The following is a 19,092-nucleotide window of genomic DNA, read 5'->3' as shown; positions in this document are numbered from 1 at the left end:
GTGCCTTTCCGCATGGGGCGAGGGACGGGACGGCTGAGGCAGGTCAGAGCTCGATCCAGCCGGCCGCCAAGGCGATCACGCCCACGACGGCACCGGCGATCGAGACGGCGCAGATGACCGCTTCGGCGGGCGAGAACAGGCGCCTGTTCTGCTCCCGCCTCGCCTTGACGAACAAGAACGTCGCCGGGGCGTACGCTGGCCCCCTCGACGCCGAGGAAGACGAAGACGGTCGCGAGCATGGTGCCGCGGACCTGGTGGAAGAGCGAGCCGGCGTAGTCGGCTCCGCCGAAGTTCTCCGCGAAGACGGACGGGTCGAAGTACAAGAGGGACAGGAGGACGAAGACCATGATCGGTACGACCTTGGCCACGGTCACCACCCGGTTGATGGCCGCCGCTTCCTTCACCCCGCGCCGGATGAGCAGGAAGAACGCCCACAGCCCGACGGAGGACAGGACGACCGCGAGGAGCGTGTCGCCGTCGCCGAGTGCGGGTGCGATGGCGCCGATCGTCGACATGATCAGCACCCAGTAGGTGACATTGCCGACGCACGCGCTGGCCCAGTATCCGAACGCCGAGAAGAAGCCCAGGTATTCGCCGAAACCGGCCTTGGCGTAGGCGTAGACACCCGCGTCGAGGTCGGGCCTGCGCACCGCGAGGGTCTGGAACACGAAGGCCAGCATCAGCATGCCGATGCCCGCGATGACCCACGAGATCAGCGCGCCGGCGACCCCGGTCTCCTCCGCGAACCGTCGTGGCAGGGAGAACACCCCGGCGCCGACCATCGAGCCGACGACCATCGTCGTCAGCGTGAACAGGGTCAGCTTGACCGCAGGCCGCCCTTCGGCCGCGGTGGACGGGGTGGTGCCGGTGTCGGAGTCAGTCATCAATTCCCTCGTCGACGCGCCCTGTGAGGGACGAACTGACTGTTAGTGGGCCGCGGGACCGGCCGTGACCGGTACCGTCTTCTCGATCTTGAAGCCGGTGATTCCGTGGAGCGCGCTCAGGGCGGGGCTCGCGTGGTCGAAGACGGCGTACGGCGGGTACGACAACGCACCCTGGCCGGCCCGCTGCACTGCGGACCGGCGGTGACCGTTCTTCATGGCGACGAGCGCGGCGGTGATCGCGCACATGGCCAGGACCACCTGGACGGCCCCGTCCAGAGCATCGAGACCGAACAGGGCGAGCGTGCCGGCCGCCAGGACGGCGGGCACGACAATGGGGACGACCGCAGCCGATGAAGGCACCCGGACCGCGCGCTCGCGCTCCGCATGGTCATCGTCCGCCACATCAGCTCCGGTTCACACAGGGGCCCCGCCGACCGCAACACCGCACTTCCATCGAGACGGAAATCTAATACCGTTCAATAGCTTTGTCGCGCTTTGCACCAGTTAGAACTTTATGCGGCTCTTGCTGCGCCCCTGTGCCCCAGGGCTTGCCGGCGCCCCGTTGCACGGGACGCCCTCCCTTCACGACCCAGGGACCAGCCGTCGGCGGCCTCGCCGCCGTTCCTCTCAGCCAGTGACCTTGAAACCGTCGAGCGTGGTGTACTGCCCGCTGCGCTTCACGATCTGCACGGTGTGCTCACCCGCGGCCAGCCCCTCGATACCGAAGATCTCGGCCTGTACCTGGCGCGTGGCAGCGGTGGTGTCCGTCAACCCCTGCGACGCGCCGTCGACGAAGACCTCGACGCTGCCCTGGTCGGAGAACTTCTCACCGAGGACCGCGACTCCGGTGCCGTGGAAGGTCAGCGAGGCGGATGCTCCGTCGGCCGTCGTGTAGTGGACGTCGTCCGCCAGGTCGCCGGCGCCGCGGTTCACCGAGAGGCTCCAGTCTCCGGCAAGAACGGCGCCCGACGTGTTGTTCAGCGTCTCGGTGCCGGACGGTTTGGCGAAGGTGACCTCGTCGGCCGCCTGGTTGCGCCAGACCGCGAGCTCGACCGCGCCGCCCGCCGCAAGCCTGTTGTACGGCGTCCAGTAGCTGGTCCGGTCGGTGACCTTCCGGCCGTTGATCTCCCGGATGACGTCATTGACGCGCAGACCGCTCCGGTAGGCGTACGAATCCTCCGGCACGGTCTTGAGCACGAGGCCGTCGTAGTCGGTGAGGCCCACCGACGACTTGATCTCGTCCGAGTAGATCTGGGTCGCGGTGGCGCCGAGGAGCGGCTCGGCCAGGGATTCGTACGGATCGGCCGGTGCGGCCCGCCACTGCAGCGGCGGAGGGGTGGGCGCGCCCGCCTTGCCGAACCCGTCCATCGCGATGTTCTTGAAGCCGAGCCCGAGCGCGGGGGAACCGGCCGCGACCGTGTAGTCGAGCTTCTTCGGGTCCGTGAACGGGTTGCTGCCGGTGAACTGCGGATCGGCGATCACCGAGCCCACGTCCAGACCCTCCGCCCGCCAGGCGTCGTTGATGTCGGCGACGCCTTTGCCGTTGTTCCAGAAGACGTTCTTGTCGATGACCGGCCTGGACTTCGCCATGTCGACACCGATCAGGTCGTACGGGTCGTCCGTGGCGAAGACGTTGTTCTCGATCACGTCGCCGTTGTCCGCGTACCAGACGTGGAAGTGTGCCCCGCCGTTTACGAAGATGTTGTTGCGCACCGTCCGGTGGAAGCCCTCGCGCAGTTTCACCCCGCCGTTGAGCAGGAGATTGTTCTCGATGAGGTAGTTCGACGATCCGTCGTCGAGGTCGATGTCCCAGTGCGAGGAGTGCCAGATCCGGTTGTGCCGGATGACAGTGGTCTCCATCGCGTCGAGCTTCGCGTACGACTTCTTGGTGGCGTCGCCGGCGTCCAGCGGCCAGAAACGGTCCCGGCCCCAGGAGTTGATCGGGCCGTGGTCGGAGGTCTCCTTCACGCAGTTGAAGATGTCGTTGTTCTCGATGACGTGCCCGCCCCAGGTGCCGTCGTTGATGTCGATGCACGCGCGCGGACCGTCGTGGATGGTGTTTCCGGAGACGGTGATCCGGCGGCTCATCGACATCTGTACGCCCGAGGTCTGCTTCTCGAACCGCCCGTTGTCGTGCATCCAGTTGTCGCGGACGACGATGTCGCGCGGGTAGTTCTCGGACTTCGGGCCCGGTGTGGTGTCCGTGATGGTCGTACGGAAGGCGTCCCAGGTGGACGGCTCCCGTACCGCGTCGGGGTTGCCGATGATCGCGACGTCCGAGGCACCGGAGTGGCTGAACTCATTGCCCGCGACGGCGTTCCTGCTGTTGTAGCCGTCGAGAAAGACGGCGTTGCCGCCCACCTGGTCGAAGCGTGAGTCGCGCACATCGACGTGCTCGGTGTTCTTGAGGTACACCGCGCCGGTCCGCGCGATGGCCCAGTCGCCGAGCTGCAGTTTCTCGTACAGGTGGTTGAAGAGGGTGCGGTGGGTCTGTGTGAAGGTGAACCCGGAGAAGGTGAGATGGCGTACCGGTCTGTCCGGCCCTTCGCCGACGACCCGGATCAGTTCATCGCGCTCGGCGGTCTCGATCCGCGCGGTGGGCAGGTCGGCGCCCTCGGGGGCGTAGAAGTAGAGCTTGCCCGCGGGCTTGTCGTAGAACCACTCGCCGGGCGCGTCCAACTCCTCGAAGATGTTCTCGACCATGCGGTACGTGGTGTGCATGCCGCTGCCGCGGTTGTTGTCGCCGACCCAGGCGAGCTGTGCCGTACCGTCCTCATGGACGCCGGTGATCCTGTACGAGTTCCCGCCCCACATGCCGTTGTGCAGGGCGCGGACCAGCCCGGTGGCGGGGTTCTTCCACCTCGCGATCCGGGCCGGGGATATGGCGTCCGCCGCCGTGCCGCCCAGGATCGCCTGTTCGGGGTCGAAGTTGGGGTAGCGGGCCAGGATCTGGCGCTTGCCGTCGAGGAAGAGCTCGTCGAAGTCGAGACCCGCGCCGATGTCCGCGACCTTGATCTTCTCGGTGTGGTCGTGCCACCGGGGGGTGAGGGTGCGGCCGCCGCTGAGGACGACCTTCTCCCCGGGCGCCGCGGTGTAACTGACCGGAGCGTGGGTACTGCCGGAGTCGCGGGCGTCGAATGTCAGCGTGCGCTGCAGGTGATACGTACCGCCGTGCACGACCACCCGGACCGCCACCCGCTTCGTGCGGGCCAGGGCACGGGCCGCCTTCTGGGCCCGCTCGATCGTCCGGAACGGCCGAGCGGACGTTCCCGCGGCCCGGTCGCTGCCGGCCACGGAGACATGCAGGCTCACGCTTCCGACGCCTTCGGCGTGCGCGGCGGCCGTGGGCAGCAGCGTGAGACCCGCGCTCACGGCTGCCGATGTCACAACGGCCCACAATCGGCGGAACGGGCGGGATGGTTCCGATCTCCGGCTCACAGGGGCTCCTTGACGTTTCGTCGGATACCTGCCGCATCATTCATCCAATGTATATGCGGACTTCCGGGCACCCTGTAGGACTGTTGAGCCGAAAACGTAGAGAGTCATCGGATGACCGTCAAGGGATGCAACGAGTTCGTCCGATGAACACGGTGGCCTGCTCGTACGCCGCATGCGAACACGGGCTGTTCAGACCGGCTCCCCGGCCTCGTGGACCAGCTTCTGCTCGGTCCAGATGGTTTTGCCCTGCTGCGTGTAACGCGTTCCCCAGCGGTCGGAGCACTGGGCGACGAGGAACAGTCCCCGGCCGCCCTCGTCGGTGGTGCGGGCATGTCGAAGCCGTGGTGCGGTGCTGCTGCCGTCGAAGACCTCGCAGGTCAGGACCAGGTCGTGGATCAGGCGCAGTCGGATGGGGGCCGTGGCGTGCCTCATGGCGTTGGTGACGAGCTCGCTGGCGATGAGTTCGGTGGCGAACGACTCCTCGCCCAGGTCCCATGATGTGAGCTGGCGGGTGACGAGCGACCGGGCCGTGGAGACGATGGCCGGGTCCGTCGGCAGGTCCCACGATGCGACCCGCCCGGGGTCCAGTGCGTGTGTACGGGCGACGAGGACGGCGGCGTCCTCGTCGGCCTGCGCCGGAACCAGCGCCTCGGTGAGCATGCAGGCCGTCTCCTGCACCGAGCCGGACCGCCGGGCGAGCAGGTCTGCGAGTCGGGCCTCTGCCGGGTCGCCGCCGCGCGCCTGCAGGAGCCCGCTGGTGTGGAGCGCGAGCACCGACCCCTCCGGCAACGTCACCTCGGTCTTTCCGAACGGCGGCCCGGGGAGGCCGAGCGGGGCGGCGGACGGAACGTCCAGCATCATCACTGTCCCGTCCGGGTGGACGACAGCGGGGCCGGGATGGCCTGCGCCGGCCGCGCAACAGCGCAGGGAGATGGGGTCGTAGATCAGATAGAGGAAGGTGCACCAGGCACCCGAGCCGGCATGTGGCGCGTCGGAGCCTGCTTCCTGCGGCGGTTCGTTGCCGTCACGCCGGGGACCGGCTTCGTCGGCGAGACGCCGTACCAGGTCATCGAGGCGGGCGAGCATCTCGTCGGGCTCCAGGTCCAGATCGGAGAGCGTGTGCACGGCCGCGCGGAGCCGTCCCATGGCGGCGGCGGTCTCCATGCCGCGTCCGGGCACGCTGCCTGCCACGAGCGCCACCCTGGCCCCCGACAGCGGCACGACATCGACCCAGTCACCGCCGGCCCCGCCGTGCACGTACTCGTAGGCCACCTCCACCCCGTTGTTCCGGGGAGGTTCCGTCGGAAGCAGACTGCGCTGCAGTGCCATCAGGGAGTCGTGCTCGCGCAGGTAGCGGCGGGCGTTGTCCAGACAGAGCGCGGTGCGGCGGCCGAGCTCGGTGGCCACCGTGAGATCGTCCTGCTGGAAGGGGCCCTGCTCCCCCCAACGGTAGAACGTGGCGATCCCCAGGGCACGGTCCTGGGCGACCAGCGGTACGAACATGAGTGAGTGGATCTTCTCCTCCAGCATCCGACGGCCGCGTACGGGATCGCTCAGCACCCACTCGCTGTCGGCGGTCAGCGGGCTGACCAGGCGCGGTTGCAGGTCCGCGAGAGCCTGGGACGACGGTGACGTCGGCGGGAAAGTGCTGGACTCGCCGACCGGGTAGGCACCGGGCAGTGTGTCCGGTCGCCGGGACCGCGACGCGGCCCGCCGCAGCACAGCGCCGGGCTGCACCGGGCCGGAAGATATTTCCTCGCCCATGAGCACCGGCTCGAGAACCTCCACGCCGATGCTGTCGGCCAGCCTGGGGACTGCCACTTCTGCCAACTCCTGGGCCGTGCGCATCACATCGAGTCCGGTTCCGATGCGTGAACCGCCCTCGGCGAGCAGAGCCAGCCGCTCCTGTGCGAGGTAGCGTTCGGTGACGTCGACCGCGGCGTCAGCCACGCCCAGGACACGGCCGTCGTCGTCCTCGAGGCGGAACGCGGAGACCGAGTAGACGTGCGTGTGCTCCGGATCCCCCGGTGGCCTGCCGCGTTTCTCGAAACCCATCACCGGTTCACCCGTATCCAGCACGCGGCCCAACACTCGTTCCACCAGCTCCGGGCTGAAGTCGGGCCAGGCCTCGGTCAGCCGTTTGCCGAGCGCTCCCGCAGCGGGGGCGCCGTGCATGCCTTCCGCAGCGCTGCTGAACCGCACCAGCCGCAACTGCGGGTCGAGCACGAAGAGCCCCACCGGAGACCGGGTGAACAGTGCCTCGAGCAGCGCCCGGTCCAGATCCGACTCCAGGGGCCCCGTCGGGACAAGTGTCACCGTCCACCGCGCGTCGGCACCGCTTCCCGTCCCAGTCGATTCCACAGGGCGGATGGACATCCTGCAGGGCACCGGTCGGCCGTTGCGATGACGCACCACGCTCGTGGCGCCATCGGCGTCTGCCGATTCCTCGGCCGTGGCCAGGAACTCGGTCGCTGGGCGGCCCAGCACCCACTCGGCCGGGTATCCGAGCAACTGCTCGGCTTCCGGGCTCCATCCTGTGATGACGCCTCGCACGCCGACTTCGGCCCGGGCCCAGTTCCGTATCGTGTGCCCGTCGAGCCGGTCCGTGCGGTTTTCGACGTCCGGTGCACCCATGTCCACCAGCCTCGTCCTGCATCTGCGTCCTTGTGCTCCCAGTCTCCTCCACGGCAACCCGCTCACAACTTGTCCAAAAGGCTCCCCACCCCATGCCGCACGAGATTACCGTTCGGTAACACGGGTGCAGAGGGATTGGCGGCGCGGGCGGCGCAAGGTTGACTCATCAACCATGACCGACTGGACCGGCCGCACCGCCGTCGACATCGCTGCCGCCGTACGTGAAGGACGGGCCGACGCTGCCGACGTCACCCGCCAGCATCTGGCCCGCATCGCCCGGCTCGATCCGGGCCTGTCCGCTTTCCGGCACGTGCGGGCGGAGCAGGCGCAGGCAGAGGCGGAGGCGGTGGACCGGCGGACCGACCGCGCTTCCCTGCCGCTCGCAGGGGTCCCGGTTGCGATCAAGGACAACATCGCGGTCGCGGGCGAGCAGGCCCGCAGCGGATCCGCTGCCACCACGCCGGACCGCAGCTCCGCCGACCACGTGATCGTCGAGCGGCTGCGGGCGGCGGGCGCCGTGGTGATCGGTCTGACCAACGTGCCGGAACTCTGCCTGGTCCCGATGGCGGACAGCGTCTACGGGATCGCCCGCAACCCCTGGAACGAGCAGCGCACACCCGGCGGCTCCTCGGGCGGCAGCGCGGCCGCAGTGGCCGCCGGTCTCGTCCCCCTGGCGCACGGCAACGACGGGTTCGGCTCGATCCGTATCCCCTGCGCCTGCTGCGGAACCATCGGGATCAAGCCCGGGCGCGGCGTCGTGCCGCACGCACCGGACGACCCGACCTGGTTCGACCTGGTCGAGAACGGCCCCATCGCGACCACGGTGCAGGACGCGGCCCTCGGACTGGCCGTGATGGCCGGTGAACCGGACTTCGCGCAACTCGGCGAACCGGGGCCGCTGCGTATCGGCGTGTCGGTCCGGTCGATATCGCCGGGCTTTGCGATCGCCGCCGAATACCGCCGTGCCGCGCTGGAAACCGGAAGGCTGCTGGAAGGACTCGGACACACGGTGGCCCGGCACACCCAACGCTACCCGGCATGGCTGGGACCTGCGTCGCTGAGCTCCTGGTACGCCTCCGCACACCAGAGCGCCGAGGGACTCGACCGCACCGAACTCGACCGGAGCACCCGGCGGTTGGCCGCAATCGGCAGGACGCTGGCGGCCGTGCACCTGCAGGGGGACCACGCGCGGGACCGCTGGCGCACCGAGGCCGCAGAACGCTTCTTCGGGGAGATCGATGTCCTGCTGCTGCCCGCGCTCAGCCGGCCGGCGGCGCAGGCGAAGCGCTGGGGCGAACACGGCGCGCTGCGCACCTCGGCGGTCAGCACCCGCACGGCCTCGCTCTTCGGCTCCTGGAACATCGCGGGCTGGCCGGCGCTCGCCGTCCCCGTGGGGGTGGACGCCGAAGCGATGCCCGTCGCGGTGCAGCTCGTCGCCAAGCCCGGCGGCGAGAAGCGCCTGCTGGAACTCGCGGCGCAGATCGAAGCCGCCAAACCCTGGCCGCGGCACGCGCCGCGCTATGCCGCGGACGCCACGGGCAGCGCCGGGGCCCCGATCGCGGAAGAAGCCTGACACCGGCTTCAGGTCGGCGACAGCTGTCGTTTGTCGCTCCTCTTCACTCAGGAGCTTCAGGAAGAGACGGTTCACGCGCGTCTGATCGTATGGACAGAAACGCGCATGAATGATCTGAGGCGCCCTAAGCTGTGCCTGAACAGGGCGGTCGCGAGAAAGGAGCACCAGCATGCATGCCGAGGAGCGACATCAGGCGATCCTGCGCCGGCTGCGGGAGGGCAACGCGCTGCGGGTCACACAGTTCGCAGCCGAGCTGGGCGTTTCATCGGTGACGATCCGTCGTGATGTCGAGATCCTGGCTGAACGCGGACTCGTGGTCCGGGTCCACGGCGGTGCGATGCTTCCCGGCGCGTGGGCGGAGACCGCCCCGGCCGACGGCGGAAGCACCGCACCCCAGCCGGTGGGCCGGGACCGCACCTTCGGCCTGATCGTGCCTTCGGCCGGCTACTACTACCCCGAGGTGATCAAGGGGGCCCGCGAGGCCGCGGCGGCCCGCGGAGTCCGGCTGGTACTGGGCATCTCCGAGTACAACCCGCACGAGGAACGCGCACACGCCCGGCAGATGGTCGAGGACGGCGTCGACGGGCTGCTCGTCGCACCGTCCGACGACAGTGTCCACGAATGGTGCGGCGGACTCCCGGTACCCGTCGTGCTGGTGGAGCGGCGGCCGGTGGCGTCGGAGTCCCCGGCCGAGTACGTGGCGTCCGACCACACCTACGGTGCCCACCTCGCCGTCACACACCTGGCCGGCATCGGCAGACGCCGTATCGCACTCCTGGTGCGCGCGCCCAGCCCCACGGGGCCGTGGGTCATCGACGGGTACCGGGCGGGTCTGCGCGCCGCCGGACTCCAGCCGCCGGAGGAGCTGGTATTCGACATGGGCAGCTGGGGGGCCGGCGACGCCCGCTACGACCGGCCGAACCAGGAGCTGGCCGACGCCGTGGCCGGCGGGCAGGTCGATGCCGTCATCGTGCATCCGGACAATGAGGCACTCGCGCTGCTCCGGCGGTTGCGCGCCGGGGCGGTGAAGGTACCGGACGATGTGGCGATCCTGGCCTACGACGACGAAGTTGCCGCTCTCGCGGACATCCCTCTGAGCGCCATTGCCCCGGCCAAGCACGAGGTCGGAGCCTCCGCGGTCGACCTGCTCGTCCGCCGCCTCGACCGGCCCGGCGCCGCCCGCCACCGACTGCTCGTCCTGCCCGAGCTACGCGTCCGTCACTCCACCGGCAGCTGACACCCCCGGACGCCGCACATCTCAACTCCTCGGCCGTGGGGCCGGTTGAGATGTGTGGCGTTCGACTTTCTCCTGACCGCTACCGATCATTAGCGATCGATTGTCTGTTTGATATTGACATCGATCGTTCCTGTGCGAACCATTGCGATCGCACGGTGCGTGAGGAAGCCGCGCTGATCCACGCCTCGCGGGGACCCCTCGCCGATACCCAAGCACTCCCCCGCCGGTTCAACTCCTCCCCGCCCGCCCACGCGGCGCCCCGACGTGCCGCCTCCCGTCACCGAACTGCGATTCAAGGACCATCGTGACCATCATCCCCACACCAGGCCAACTCGCCTGGCAGCAGGACGGATTCGGGCTCTTCCTGCACTTCGGCATCAACACGTTCAACAACACGGAGTGGAGCGACGGGACCCTCGACCCGGCCACCTTCGATCCCACCGACCTGGATGCCGCTCAGTGGGTGGACACGGCAGTCGCCGCCGGAGCCAAGTACGTCGTGCTGACCGCCAAGCACCACGACGGGTTCTGCCTCTGGCCGACCCGAACCACCGACTACTCCGTGGCCGCGTCACCATGGCGGGACGGCCGGGGCGACGTCGTTGCAGAACTGTCCCGGGCCTGCCGCAAGGCGGAAATCGGCCTGGGACTCTACCTGCCGCCCTGGGACCGCAACGCCGACTGCTACGCCGACCCCGAAGCGTACGACGACTTCTACCTGCGCCAGCTCACCGAGCTGTGCACCGACTACGGTCCGCTGTACGAACTGTGGTTCGACGGGGCAGGGTCCGAGGGCCGCACCTACGACTGGGACGCCGTCATGGCGGTCATCGATGAACATCAGCCACAGGCGATGGTCTTCAACCTGGGCCGTCCGACCATCCGCTGGGTGGGGAACGAGGACGGCCTCGCAAGCGATCCTTGCCGGTACGTCACCGACTCCACCGACATCAGTCTCTACGACGACGGACCGGCCGCCCTCGACACGGCCCGCTATCTCCCGCCGGAATGTGACGTGCCCATCCGGGCCAACTGGTTCCGGCAGCCCGACGACCTCCACACCCTCAAGAGCCGCGACCAGCTCCTGACCATCTGGGACCACTCGGTCGGTCTCGGTGCGGGCCTGCTGCTCAACGTTCCCCCGGACCGGCGGGGCCGGATCGACGACGCCGACCGCACCAGGCTCCTCGACCTCACCGGCGAGATAGCCCGCCGATTCGCCACACCGATCCCGTGCGAGCTGACGAACACCGGCACCGGGGTGCTCGCCCGCTTCGCCGAACCTGTCCGTATCGACCACCTGGAACTGCGCGAGAACCTGGCCGAGGGCCAGCACATCACGCACCATGAACTGGTCGTCGACGGACGGGTGATCGCCGAGGGCCGCACCGTCGGCCTCCGGCGCCTCCATGCCTTCGAGCCCGTCACCGTACGGGAGATCCAGATCCGGCTGACGGGCGGGAATCAGGCTCTGGCAGCAGTGAACGGCTTCCACTGCGGCCACTCCGCGACACCTGCACCACCGACCCACGGACAGGCAGCTCCGGCCGCGGCGAAACCCGACTGACCCCGGCGCCCGAGTCGCTTATTGTCAACGTGATTCCTGGCAGAAGCCTCGGCTCGGTCAGGACGAGGACCATGACGTGGAGGATGATTGTGCGCTACCGCGAGCTGGGACGCAGTGGACTGTCCGTGTCCGAGATCGGATACGGCGCGTGGGGCATCGGTGAGTCCAGCTGGGTGGGTGCCACGGAGGACGAATCCGTACGCGCCCTGCACCGTGCCATCGACCTCGGCGTGAACTTCATCGATACGGCGCGCGGCTACGGCGAGAGCGAGCGAATCGTCGGCCGGGTCGTCCGCGAGCGGGCCGACGACGAGGTGCTGGTCGCGACCAAGGTGCCGCCGAAGAACGGCACCTGGCCGGCGCCCGACGGTCTGGACCCGGCCGAGACGTTCCCGGGCGAGCACATCCGCAAGAGCCTGGAGACCAGTCTGCGCGCCGGCGGCCTGGACCACTTCGACGTACTGCAGTTCCACGTCTGGAGCGATGACTGGGTCGGCCGTGGTGACTGGCTGGAGACGATCGCGGAACTGAAGCAGGAGGGCAAGATCCGCCTGTTCGGTGTCTCCATCAACGACCACCAGCCCGACAACGCACTCGCACTCGTACGCAGCGGCGCCGTGGACAGCGTGCAGGTCATCTACAACCTCTTCGACCAGGCGCCCGCCGACGCGCTGCTGCCGGCGTGTGAGGAGCACGGCGTCGGTGTCATCGTGCGGGTGGCGCTGGACGAGGGCGGTCTCACCGGCCGGATCACCGCCGGCACGACGTTTCCCGAGGGCGACTGGCGCAACCGCTACTTCCGCGACGACCGCCCGGCACAGGTCGAGCAGCGGGTGGCCGCGATCGTCGCCGACCTCGGCATCGCTCCCGATGAGATCGCCGAGCATGCGTTGCGGTTCGTACTGAGTTCGCCGGCGGTTTCCACCGTCATCCCCGGAATGCGCTCCGTACGCAACGTCGAGCGCAACACGGCCCTGAGCGACGGGCGTCCGCTCACCGCCGACCAGCTCGCCGTGCTGGCCAAGCACCGGTGGGAGCGCAACTTCTACTCGTGATCCGCAGGCGCTGTCGCCAGGGCCGAGCGGTACGCGGACTCACCCCCGCGCACCGCCCGGCCGTGAGCGTTTCTACCGGCGCTCCAGCGAACCCCGGACGAATGCTGCCTGGCCGACATGTTGCAGGTCGTCCGTGATGACGCTGATCAGACGCACGCCGAGGGTGACCGGCGGCGACCAGGTCTCATCCACAATGCGTTCCAGGGACCTGGGGTGGAGGCCACGAATGAACTCGACGCTCTGCTCGTGGACGGCGTCGTAGTAGCCGAGCAGCAGTTCGGGCGAGCCCACCCGGACAGCCGCGACCTGTTTGCTGCTCTGCCCGTATCCGGTGGCTCCCTTGTCGAAGGGCAGGTCGAAACGAGAGGCCCAGTCCTGGGAGAACCAGACCTGCTGCACACCGGCCGCATCCGAGACATGGTCGTCCTGAATCCGGGTGAGGTGCCACACCAGCCAGGCGATCGAGTTCGCGCCGTCGTCGAGCCGGACGTGCAGGTCGTCGACGGAAAGGCCCTCGACCGCCGAGTGCACCGCTTCCTGGATTCGTGTGAACGCGTCCGTCAAAAGGTCTGCGCTGTTCATGCGAACACCATCGCCGCTTCCGCGCCGGGCCCCTGCCATCGACACGCGCCGCACGCCATGTGCCTCGCGGGCTGCGGACGCTGGCCGTCGGCCCGGCGCAGGACGTCCCGTCAGTGACGTCGGCACCGGTGCCACGGACATCGTGTCGCGCTTTCGCCTCCGCGTGGTGCGTGCGCGCCCAGGAATCCGACTCCCATGCCCAGCATCCAGAAGTCCTTGGCCAGCGGGATGCCGGTCTGGGTAGGTCGCAGACTGCCGGACTCCCGCATTCCGGGGACCCTCAGGTACAGACCGACAAGCCCGGCGGAGAAGCCGGTGAGCGCCACTCCGGCCAGTCGGGTCGGTACGAAGGGGGCGAGCAGCGTCCCGCCGACGGCGATCTCCGACCAGGCGAGCAGCCGGGTGAAGCGCTGCGCGTCCAACTTCTCCAAGAACGGATAGGCGATGCAGGCCATGCCGTGCACGCCCGCCGCCGTCTCCTGGTCCGCTTTCAGCTTGCTCAGACCTGAGTTCAGGATGAACACACCGGTGGCGAGGCGCGGGGCCACATCGCGTGCTTCAAGTTTCACTGTCATGGGAGCCTCCGTCGATCTGGTACTCAGGCCCCTCGTCGACCTTAGCCAGAAGGTGGCAGAGGCGCTTGACGGAGAGGTCGGTCTCTCCGTCAAGCGCCTCGTCGGACTTCGCCGGGGCGCCGGTCCGTATCGCATCAGCCTCGTACGGCGCGTTCCGCCGTTCGGGGGATCGGACTGGCCGGGGTCAGCTCGCCTTCTTGACGAACTCAGTGGTGAAGGTCTTGTCGAGGTCGACCTCGGCGTTCTTCAGGTTCGGGTTGAAGGCCTTGAGGACCCGCTCGACGGTGGCGGGTCCGTCCGCGGGCATGACGCCATCCGTGGTGAACATGGGCAGCGTGCTCTTGATGGCCTGCGCATAGAGGGCCTTGCCGCCGCCCTGCGCGTAGTCGGCGGGCATCTTGGCCGCGATCTCGTCCGCGCTGTGCGTGGACATCCACTTCAGCGTCCTGACGAAGGCGTTGGCCAGCTTCTGGACGGTTTCCTTGTGACTGTTGACCCATTCGGTCTGCATGTACAGGCTGGAGGACGGGTAGAGCCCGCCGAGCGCCTGCTTGGAGCCTTCGGGGGTGCGCATGTCGATGAGAATCTTGCCGAGCTTCTTGTCCAGGATGGTGGCGACGGTCGGGTCGGTGGTCATCCCGCCCTGGATGGAGCCCTGCTGGAGGGCGGAGATGAAGGTCTGACCCGCTCCCACCGCGACGGGGGTGAACTGGCTGGTCTGCACATCGCTGTTGACGGCGAGGTACTTCGTCAGGAAGTCGGTCGAGGAGCCGATGCCCGTCACGCCGAGCTTCTTGCCCTTGAAGTCCTTCGGTGACTTGATGTCGCCCGCTGCCTGGTTGGAGACGATCTCGACCTCGCCCGGAGCCTGTGAGAACTGGACGACGGACTCGACCTGCTTGCCCTTCACCTGGAGGTCGAGGGTGTGGTCGTAGAAGCCGACCGTGCCCTGCACATCACCGGAGACCAGGGCCGTCTCGGCCTGGACGCCCGCCGGCTCGGTCAGGAGCTGGACCGACACCCCTTCGTCCTTGAAGTAGCCCAGCCGCTCGGTGAGCATCGCGGGCAGGTAGATGACCTTGTCGAGGCCCCCCACCATGATCTTGACCTTGACGTTCTTGCCGTCGGAGGCGCCGCTGGACTCGGAGTTGGAGCCACAGGCGGTCAGGGTGGTCAGGGCGAGTGCGCCGGCGACGGCGACGGCCGAGACCCGGGTGAGTGTACGCATCTGGTTCACGTCCTCGTGAAGAGAAGAAACGATCGGATATTCGAATGGCGGGCGGCGCCGGCGTGCGGAGTCGGCGCCGGTGTGTGGAACAGACGTCAGCGCGCGGAGTCGGCGTCAGCCGGCTTCCAGCGGAAGAGCCGCTTCTCGAGGAAGGTCAACAGGCCTTCGGCAAGCAGTGCGACGACCGCGAGGATCACCATCGCGGCGTAGACGCCGGCGGCGTTGAAGGTGCCCTGGGAAGCGGCGACCAGCAGTCCGAGCCCCTTGGTGGCACCGATGTACTCACCGACGATCGCGCCGATGAGCGCGAAGCCGAAGCTCACATGCAGGCTGGTGAAGATCCATGACGTGGCCGAGGGGATGACCACCTGGAAGGTGACCTGGCGGTTGCTGGCGCCCAGAATGCGGGAATTGGCGACGAGGTTGCGGTCCACCTCCCTGGCGCCCTGGAACGCGTTGAAGAAGACGGGGAAGAAGACGAGGACGACCGCTGAGGCCACCTTCGAGGCGGGGCCGAGGCCGAACCAGATCAGGAAGATCGGCGCGAGCACGATGCGCGGCAGGGCGTTGAGCACCTTGATGTACGGGCCGAGAACGTCGGCGGCGAAGCGGATCCGGCCCAGCGCGATACCGAGCAGCACGCCGGCGATCACACCGATGACCCAGCCGAGCAGTGCTTCGTAGAGCGTGTACCAGATCTGCTCCCACAGGGAGCCCTGTGCGGTGCCGTCGACGACCCAGGTGCGGATCTGCTCCCAGATCTTCGACGGCATGGAGAAGTTGAACGGATCGATGACCGCGGTCCGGGCCAGCCACTCCCACAGCCCGATGACCGCGAGGAGAAGTACGATCCGGCTTCCGAGCACCAGGAACTTGCGGTTGCGGGTGGCTCGCGCTCTGGCCTGGGTCCGCTCGGTCTTGGTGACGGCGGCGCTCGCGGTGATGGAATCAGGCGACATCGAGGGCACCCCTCTCGCGGGTGATGCGGACCTCTTCGCCGAGCGAGGACCAGATCTCCCGGTAGATCTCCAGGAACCTGGGCTCCAGACGCACCTGTTCGACCTTGCGCGGGCGGGGCAGATCGATCTCGAAGACCTCCTTGACGGTGGCCGGTCCCGCGGTCATGACCACGACCTTGTCGGCCAGTGCGATGGACTCCTCCAGGTCATGGGTGACGAAGACGACGGAGGCGCCGGTCCCGGCCCACAACTCCAGCAGTTCGTCGGACATCAGGGCCCGGGTCTGCACATCAAGTGCGGAGAAGGGTTCGTCCATGAGCAGGATCTCGGGATCGTTGACGAACGTGGCCGCGAGTGCGACTCGCTTGCGCTGGCCGCCGGACAGCTGGTGCGGATAGCGGTCCTCGAAGGAGGACAGGCCGACCCGGGCAAGCCATTCCCGGGCACGTTCCTTCGCCTCGGGCTTCGGCACGCCCCGGAAGCGGGGGCCTGCCATCACGTTGGACAGCACGGTGCGCCAGGGGAAGACCGCATCCTGCTGGAAGACGAAGCCGACCTTGTCGCCGATGCCGCTCACCGGCTCACCGGCGACCAGCACCTCCCCCTCGGTGGGCTCCTCCAGGCCGCTGACCAGCGTCAGCGTTGTCGATTTGCCGCATCCGGTAGGTCCCACCACGGCAACGAACTCACCGCGCCCGATCGTGAGGTCCAGATCTCGTACGGCGGTGTGGAGCGCCCCCGACGGAGTCCGGAACGCTTTGCTCGCCCCCCGCAGCTCGATGGCGGGGCTGGTTTCGCTGTTCATGGGGCGGGACGCTAGAGGCGGCCCGGGCACGACGGCACCCTTGCGCTCACAACTCCTGCTTCTGCCCATAACCTGCGGTTCTGCTCGTTCTGCTCACGTCTGAAGAACGAAAGTGCTACGAGGGCTGGTCAGCGACGGCGGCGACGTTTACGTTGCGTTCACACAGAGCAAAGCGGATCAGCAGATTCCCAGGCGGGCGGAAGGCAGAGGACGAGCACATGCGGATTCACTGGCCCCGCCGTGTCTTCGCCCAGGTCCTGCTCACACAGGTCGCCATCACGACCGGGGTGGTCATGCTCGTCACCGGGCTCTTCCTTGCCCCGCTCAGCCACCAGCTCGACGACCAGGCGATGCGCCAGGCTCTGTCCATCGCCCAGACGACCGCCGCCGAACCCGGTCTGGTTCACAACCTGACGAGCACCGAGCCCAGCCCCGGCGGCCCGGTACAGGCCGAGGCGGAGCGGATCCGCCGGGCCACCGGGGCGCTCTACATCGTGGTCATGGACACCCGCGGCGTCCGCTGGTCGCACACCGACACCCCACAGATCGGCAGACACGTCTCCACCGATCCCAGCACGGCCCTGGCCGGCCGGGAGATCATGCAGATCGACGACGGAACCCTGGGCCGCTCGGCACGCGCGAAGGTCCCCCTCCGCGACGCGCACGGGACGATCGTCGGCGCCGTCTCGGTGGGCATCGCCTACGACAGCGTCCGCGAGCGGCTGCTCGGTACCATTCCGGGACTTCTGCTCTACGCGGGGGCTGCTCTCGCCGCGGGTGTCCTCGCCGCCCTGGCCGTCTCGCGACGTCTGCAGCGCAGCACCCATGGCCTTGCCTTCGCCGACATCTCCGCGCTGCTGGACGAGCGCGAGGCCATGCTGCACAGCATTCGCGAAGCAGTTCTCGCCCTCGACGCCCGGGGGCGGATCCGGCTGCTGAACGACGAGGCGCAGCGCCTGCTGGAGCTCACGCCGGACGCCGTCGGCCGTGTTCTGAGCGAGGTGCTGCCGCCGGGCCGTGCGGCAGAGGTCCTGACAGGGCAGGTCGACGGCGTGGACCTGCTCACCGTCTGCAGGGGACGCGTGCTGATCGCCAACCGCATGCCGACCGGTGACGGCGGTGCTGTGGTCACCCTGCGCGATCGCACCGAACTGGAGCTGCTCGGCCGCGAACTGGACTCCACGCACGGCCTTCTCGACGCACTCCGCGCCCAGGACCACGAGCACGCCAACCGGCTCCACACCCTGCTCGGACTCCTGGAACTCGGGAGGCACGAAGCGGCGGTGGAGTTCGTGGCAGAGGTGGCCAACGGTCGCCGGGCCTCGGCGGAGCAGGTCGCGGAACGCGTCAACGACCCTCTGCTGTCCGCGCTGTTGGTCGGCAAGTCGGCCATTGCGGCGGAGCGAGGCGCCTCCTTGCACATCTCCCCGAACACCATGCTCCCCGACGTGGTGGTGGACCCGCGCGATCTGGTGACCGTCCTGGGCAACCTCATCGACAACGCACTGGACGTCGCTTCCCTCATCGAAGTCGAGCTCCGTGCGGAGGGCACCGCTACGGTCCTGCGGGTCAGCGACAACGGTCCGGGCGTGGCTCCCGATCTGCGCGAACAGATTTTCACCGAGGGCTGGTCCACCAAGCAGTCCCCCGCACATCGGGGCCGTGGGCTCGGTCTGGCGCTGGTACGCCGTCTCGCGGAGCGTTACGGCGGGGTGGCCCGCGTCGGTGCCAGGGCCGGTGGTGGCGCGGTCTTCACCGTCGTACTGCCCGAGACGCTCACCGTCCGGCAGCTGACCGAAGTGGGAGGGGTGCAATGATCGACGTCCTCGTGGTGGACGACGACTTCCGGGTGGCCGAGATCAACGCGGCGTACGTGGCCAAGGTGCCCGGCTTCCGCGTCGTCGCTCGCGCACACACCGCCGCGCAGGCACTGTCCGTCCTGGAACGCAACCATGTCGACCTCGTGCTTCTCGATCACTATCTTCCGGACGAGACGGGGCTGACACTGGTACGGCGACTGCGCCAGCTCGGCCACACGGCGGACGTGATCATGGTGACGGCCGCTCGCGATGTCACGACCGTGCAGACCGCCATGCGCTACGGCGCCCTGCAGTACCTGGTGAAGCCGTTCAGTTTCGGCGGTCTGCGGTCCAAGCTGGAGAGCTACGCGGCTTTGCGCCGCACTCTCGAAGGCGTGGGCAGCGGCCGCGGCGAGGCCGGCCAGGAGCAGGTCGACCAGATCTTCGGAGCTCTCCGCACCCCGGAGGCCGTTCCCGCAGCCGGTCTGCCCAAGGGGCACTCCGCGCCGACCGCCGAGGTCATCCGCCACGTCCTTTCCGCGGCGGACGAACCGCTGTCCGCACACGAGGTCGCCGTCCGGGCCGGGTTGAGCCGCTCCACCGCCCAGCGTTACCTCAAGTATCTGGAGAGCGCGGGCCGCATCAGCCTCAGTCTCAAATACGGCGACACCGGCCGGCCCGAGCACCGTTACGCGTGGGCGAGGGCGAGCTGAGCTCCGTTCGGCGCCGGATGCCTCCGGCGCCGAACGGATCAGG

At 68.4% G+C, this 19,092-nt stretch carries 15 protein-coding genes and 1 pseudogene; 6 read left to right on the top strand and 10 right to left on the bottom strand.

The features are described from left to right. Positions 1 to 43: 43 nt before the first annotated feature. The 5 genes and pseudogenes from OHA03_RS29895 to OHA03_RS29875 all read right to left on the bottom strand — a co-directional run bounded on the left by OHA03_RS29895 (position 44) and on the right by OHA03_RS29875 (position 6,956). Positions 44 to 175, bottom strand: coding sequence for a hypothetical protein (locus tag OHA03_RS29895; RefSeq protein ID WP_267006837.1), 132 nt, complete (start codon positions 173 to 175; stop codon positions 44 to 46). A gap of 16 nt (positions 176 to 191) precedes the next feature. Next, a pseudogene (locus OHA03_RS29890) lies at positions 192 to 884 on the bottom strand (amino acid permease); the annotation flags it as partial. A 42-nt stretch (positions 885 to 926) separates the two neighbouring features. Continuing rightward, entirely contained in the window at positions 927 to 1,286 is a 360-nt protein-coding gene (locus OHA03_RS29885) for a hypothetical protein (protein ID WP_267006836.1), read from the bottom strand. Between the two features lie 225 nt (positions 1,287 to 1,511). Then, the gene (locus tag OHA03_RS29880; RefSeq protein WP_267006835.1) at positions 1,512 to 4,256 is read right to left on the bottom strand and encodes a right-handed parallel beta-helix repeat-containing protein; all 2,745 of its coding nucleotides are present in this window, start codon (positions 4,254 to 4,256) and stop codon (positions 1,512 to 1,514) included. Between the two features lie 255 nt (positions 4,257 to 4,511). After that, on the bottom strand, positions 4,512 to 6,956 hold the full coding sequence (locus OHA03_RS29875; protein WP_267006834.1) for a SpoIIE family protein phosphatase: 2,445 nt from the start codon (positions 6,954 to 6,956) through the stop codon (positions 4,512 to 4,514). Positions 6,957 to 7,128: 172 nt separating this feature from the next. Here OHA03_RS29875 and OHA03_RS29870 point away from each other — a divergent pair, with 172 nt between their 5' ends. The 4 genes from OHA03_RS29870 to OHA03_RS29855 all read left to right on the top strand — a co-directional run bounded on the left by OHA03_RS29870 (position 7,129) and on the right by OHA03_RS29855 (position 12,388). Further along, entirely contained in the window at positions 7,129 to 8,529 is a 1,401-nt protein-coding gene (locus tag OHA03_RS29870; RefSeq protein ID WP_267006833.1) for an amidase, read from the top strand. A 169-nt stretch (positions 8,530 to 8,698) separates the two neighbouring features. Beyond that, positions 8,699 to 9,766 (top strand): substrate-binding domain-containing protein, encoded by a 1,068-nt coding sequence (locus OHA03_RS29865; protein WP_267006832.1) that lies wholly within the window; start codon positions 8,699 to 8,701, stop codon positions 9,764 to 9,766. Positions 9,767 to 10,070: 304 nt separating this feature from the next. Further along, positions 10,071 to 11,333, top strand: a complete 1,263-nt coding sequence (locus OHA03_RS29860; RefSeq protein WP_267006831.1) for an alpha-L-fucosidase — start codon at positions 10,071 to 10,073, stop codon at positions 11,331 to 11,333. Positions 11,334 to 11,422: 89 nt separating this feature from the next. Further along, a complete protein-coding gene (locus tag OHA03_RS29855; RefSeq protein ID WP_267008206.1) occupies positions 11,423 to 12,388 on the top strand; it encodes an aldo/keto reductase in 966 nt (321 codons plus the stop codon). A 72-nt stretch (positions 12,389 to 12,460) separates the two neighbouring features. Here OHA03_RS29855 and OHA03_RS29850 read toward each other — a convergent pair whose 3' ends face one another. The 5 genes from OHA03_RS29850 to OHA03_RS29830 all read right to left on the bottom strand — a co-directional run bounded on the left by OHA03_RS29850 (position 12,461) and on the right by OHA03_RS29830 (position 16,537). Continuing rightward, on the bottom strand, positions 12,461 to 12,970 hold the full coding sequence (locus OHA03_RS29850; protein ID WP_267006830.1) for a DUF664 domain-containing protein: 510 nt from the start codon (positions 12,968 to 12,970) through the stop codon (positions 12,461 to 12,463). 110 nt (positions 12,971 to 13,080) lie between these two features. Then, the gene (locus OHA03_RS29845; RefSeq protein ID WP_267006829.1) at positions 13,081 to 13,545 is read right to left on the bottom strand and encodes a hypothetical protein; all 465 of its coding nucleotides are present in this window, start codon (positions 13,543 to 13,545) and stop codon (positions 13,081 to 13,083) included. A gap of 184 nt (positions 13,546 to 13,729) precedes the next feature. Then, positions 13,730 to 14,773: an ABC transporter substrate-binding protein gene (locus tag OHA03_RS29840; RefSeq protein ID WP_267006828.1), complete on the bottom strand. Its 1,044-nt coding sequence runs from the start codon at positions 14,771 to 14,773 to the stop codon at positions 13,730 to 13,732. Between the two features lie 95 nt (positions 14,774 to 14,868). Next, the gene (locus OHA03_RS29835) at positions 14,869 to 15,732 is read right to left on the bottom strand and encodes an ABC transporter permease (protein ID WP_267006827.1); all 864 of its coding nucleotides are present in this window, start codon (positions 15,730 to 15,732) and stop codon (positions 14,869 to 14,871) included. Next, the gene (locus tag OHA03_RS29830; RefSeq protein ID WP_267006826.1) at positions 15,722 to 16,537 is read right to left on the bottom strand and encodes an ABC transporter ATP-binding protein; all 816 of its coding nucleotides are present in this window, start codon (positions 16,535 to 16,537) and stop codon (positions 15,722 to 15,724) included. Before OHA03_RS29830 ends, OHA03_RS29835 begins: the two co-directional genes overlap by 11 nt. Positions 16,538 to 16,755: 218 nt before the next feature. Here OHA03_RS29830 and OHA03_RS29825 point away from each other — a divergent pair, with 218 nt between their 5' ends. Next, a complete protein-coding gene (locus tag OHA03_RS29825) occupies positions 16,756 to 18,354 on the top strand; it encodes a sensor histidine kinase (protein WP_267006825.1) in 1,599 nt (532 codons plus the stop codon). Continuing rightward, positions 18,351 to 19,049: a response regulator gene (locus OHA03_RS29820; RefSeq protein ID WP_267006824.1), complete on the top strand. Its 699-nt coding sequence runs from the start codon at positions 18,351 to 18,353 to the stop codon at positions 19,047 to 19,049. The genes OHA03_RS29825 and OHA03_RS29820 overlap by 4 nt, the downstream gene beginning before the upstream one ends. Positions 19,050 to 19,092 lie beyond the last annotated feature (43 nt).

It is taken from the genome of Streptomyces sp. NBC_00154, assembly GCF_026342835.1.
Lineage (GTDB): Bacteria > Actinomycetota > Actinomycetes > Streptomycetales > Streptomycetaceae > Streptomyces.
The sequence above is the reverse complement of the archived record's forward strand: the minus strand, read 5'-3'. Positions and strand labels throughout refer to the sequence as shown.

What these genes read in the sequence shown, in the direction of transcription:
- OHA03_RS29865 (WP_267006832.1), top strand. Translation starts at nt 8,699, where the DNA reads ATGCATGCCGAGGAGCGACATCAGGCGATCCTGCGCCGGCTGCGGGAG.
- OHA03_RS29820 (WP_267006824.1), top strand. Translation starts at nt 18,351, where the DNA reads ATGATCGACGTCCTCGTGGTGGACGACGACTTCCGGGTGGCCGAGATC.
- OHA03_RS29840 (WP_267006828.1), bottom strand. Translation starts at nt 14,773, where the DNA reads ATGCGTACACTCACCCGGGTCTCGGCCGTCGCCGTCGCCGGCGCACTC.
- OHA03_RS29835 (WP_267006827.1), bottom strand. Translation starts at nt 15,732, where the DNA reads ATGTCGCCTGATTCCATCACCGCGAGCGCCGCCGTCACCAAGACCGAG.
- OHA03_RS29845 (WP_267006829.1), bottom strand. Translation starts at nt 13,545, where the DNA reads ATGACAGTGAAACTTGAAGCACGCGATGTGGCCCCGCGCCTCGCCACC.
- OHA03_RS29870 (WP_267006833.1), top strand. Translation starts at nt 7,129, where the DNA reads ATGACCGACTGGACCGGCCGCACCGCCGTCGACATCGCTGCCGCCGTA.
- OHA03_RS29830 (WP_267006826.1), bottom strand. Translation starts at nt 16,537, where the DNA reads ATGAACAGCGAAACCAGCCCCGCCATCGAGCTGCGGGGGGCGAGCAAA.
- OHA03_RS29825 (WP_267006825.1), top strand. Translation starts at nt 16,756, where the DNA reads ATGCGGATTCACTGGCCCCGCCGTGTCTTCGCCCAGGTCCTGCTCACA.
- OHA03_RS29850 (WP_267006830.1), bottom strand. Translation starts at nt 12,970, where the DNA reads ATGAACAGCGCAGACCTTTTGACGGACGCGTTCACACGAATCCAGGAA.
- OHA03_RS29875 (WP_267006834.1), bottom strand. Translation starts at nt 6,956, where the DNA reads ATGGGTGCACCGGACGTCGAAAACCGCACGGACCGGCTCGACGGGCAC.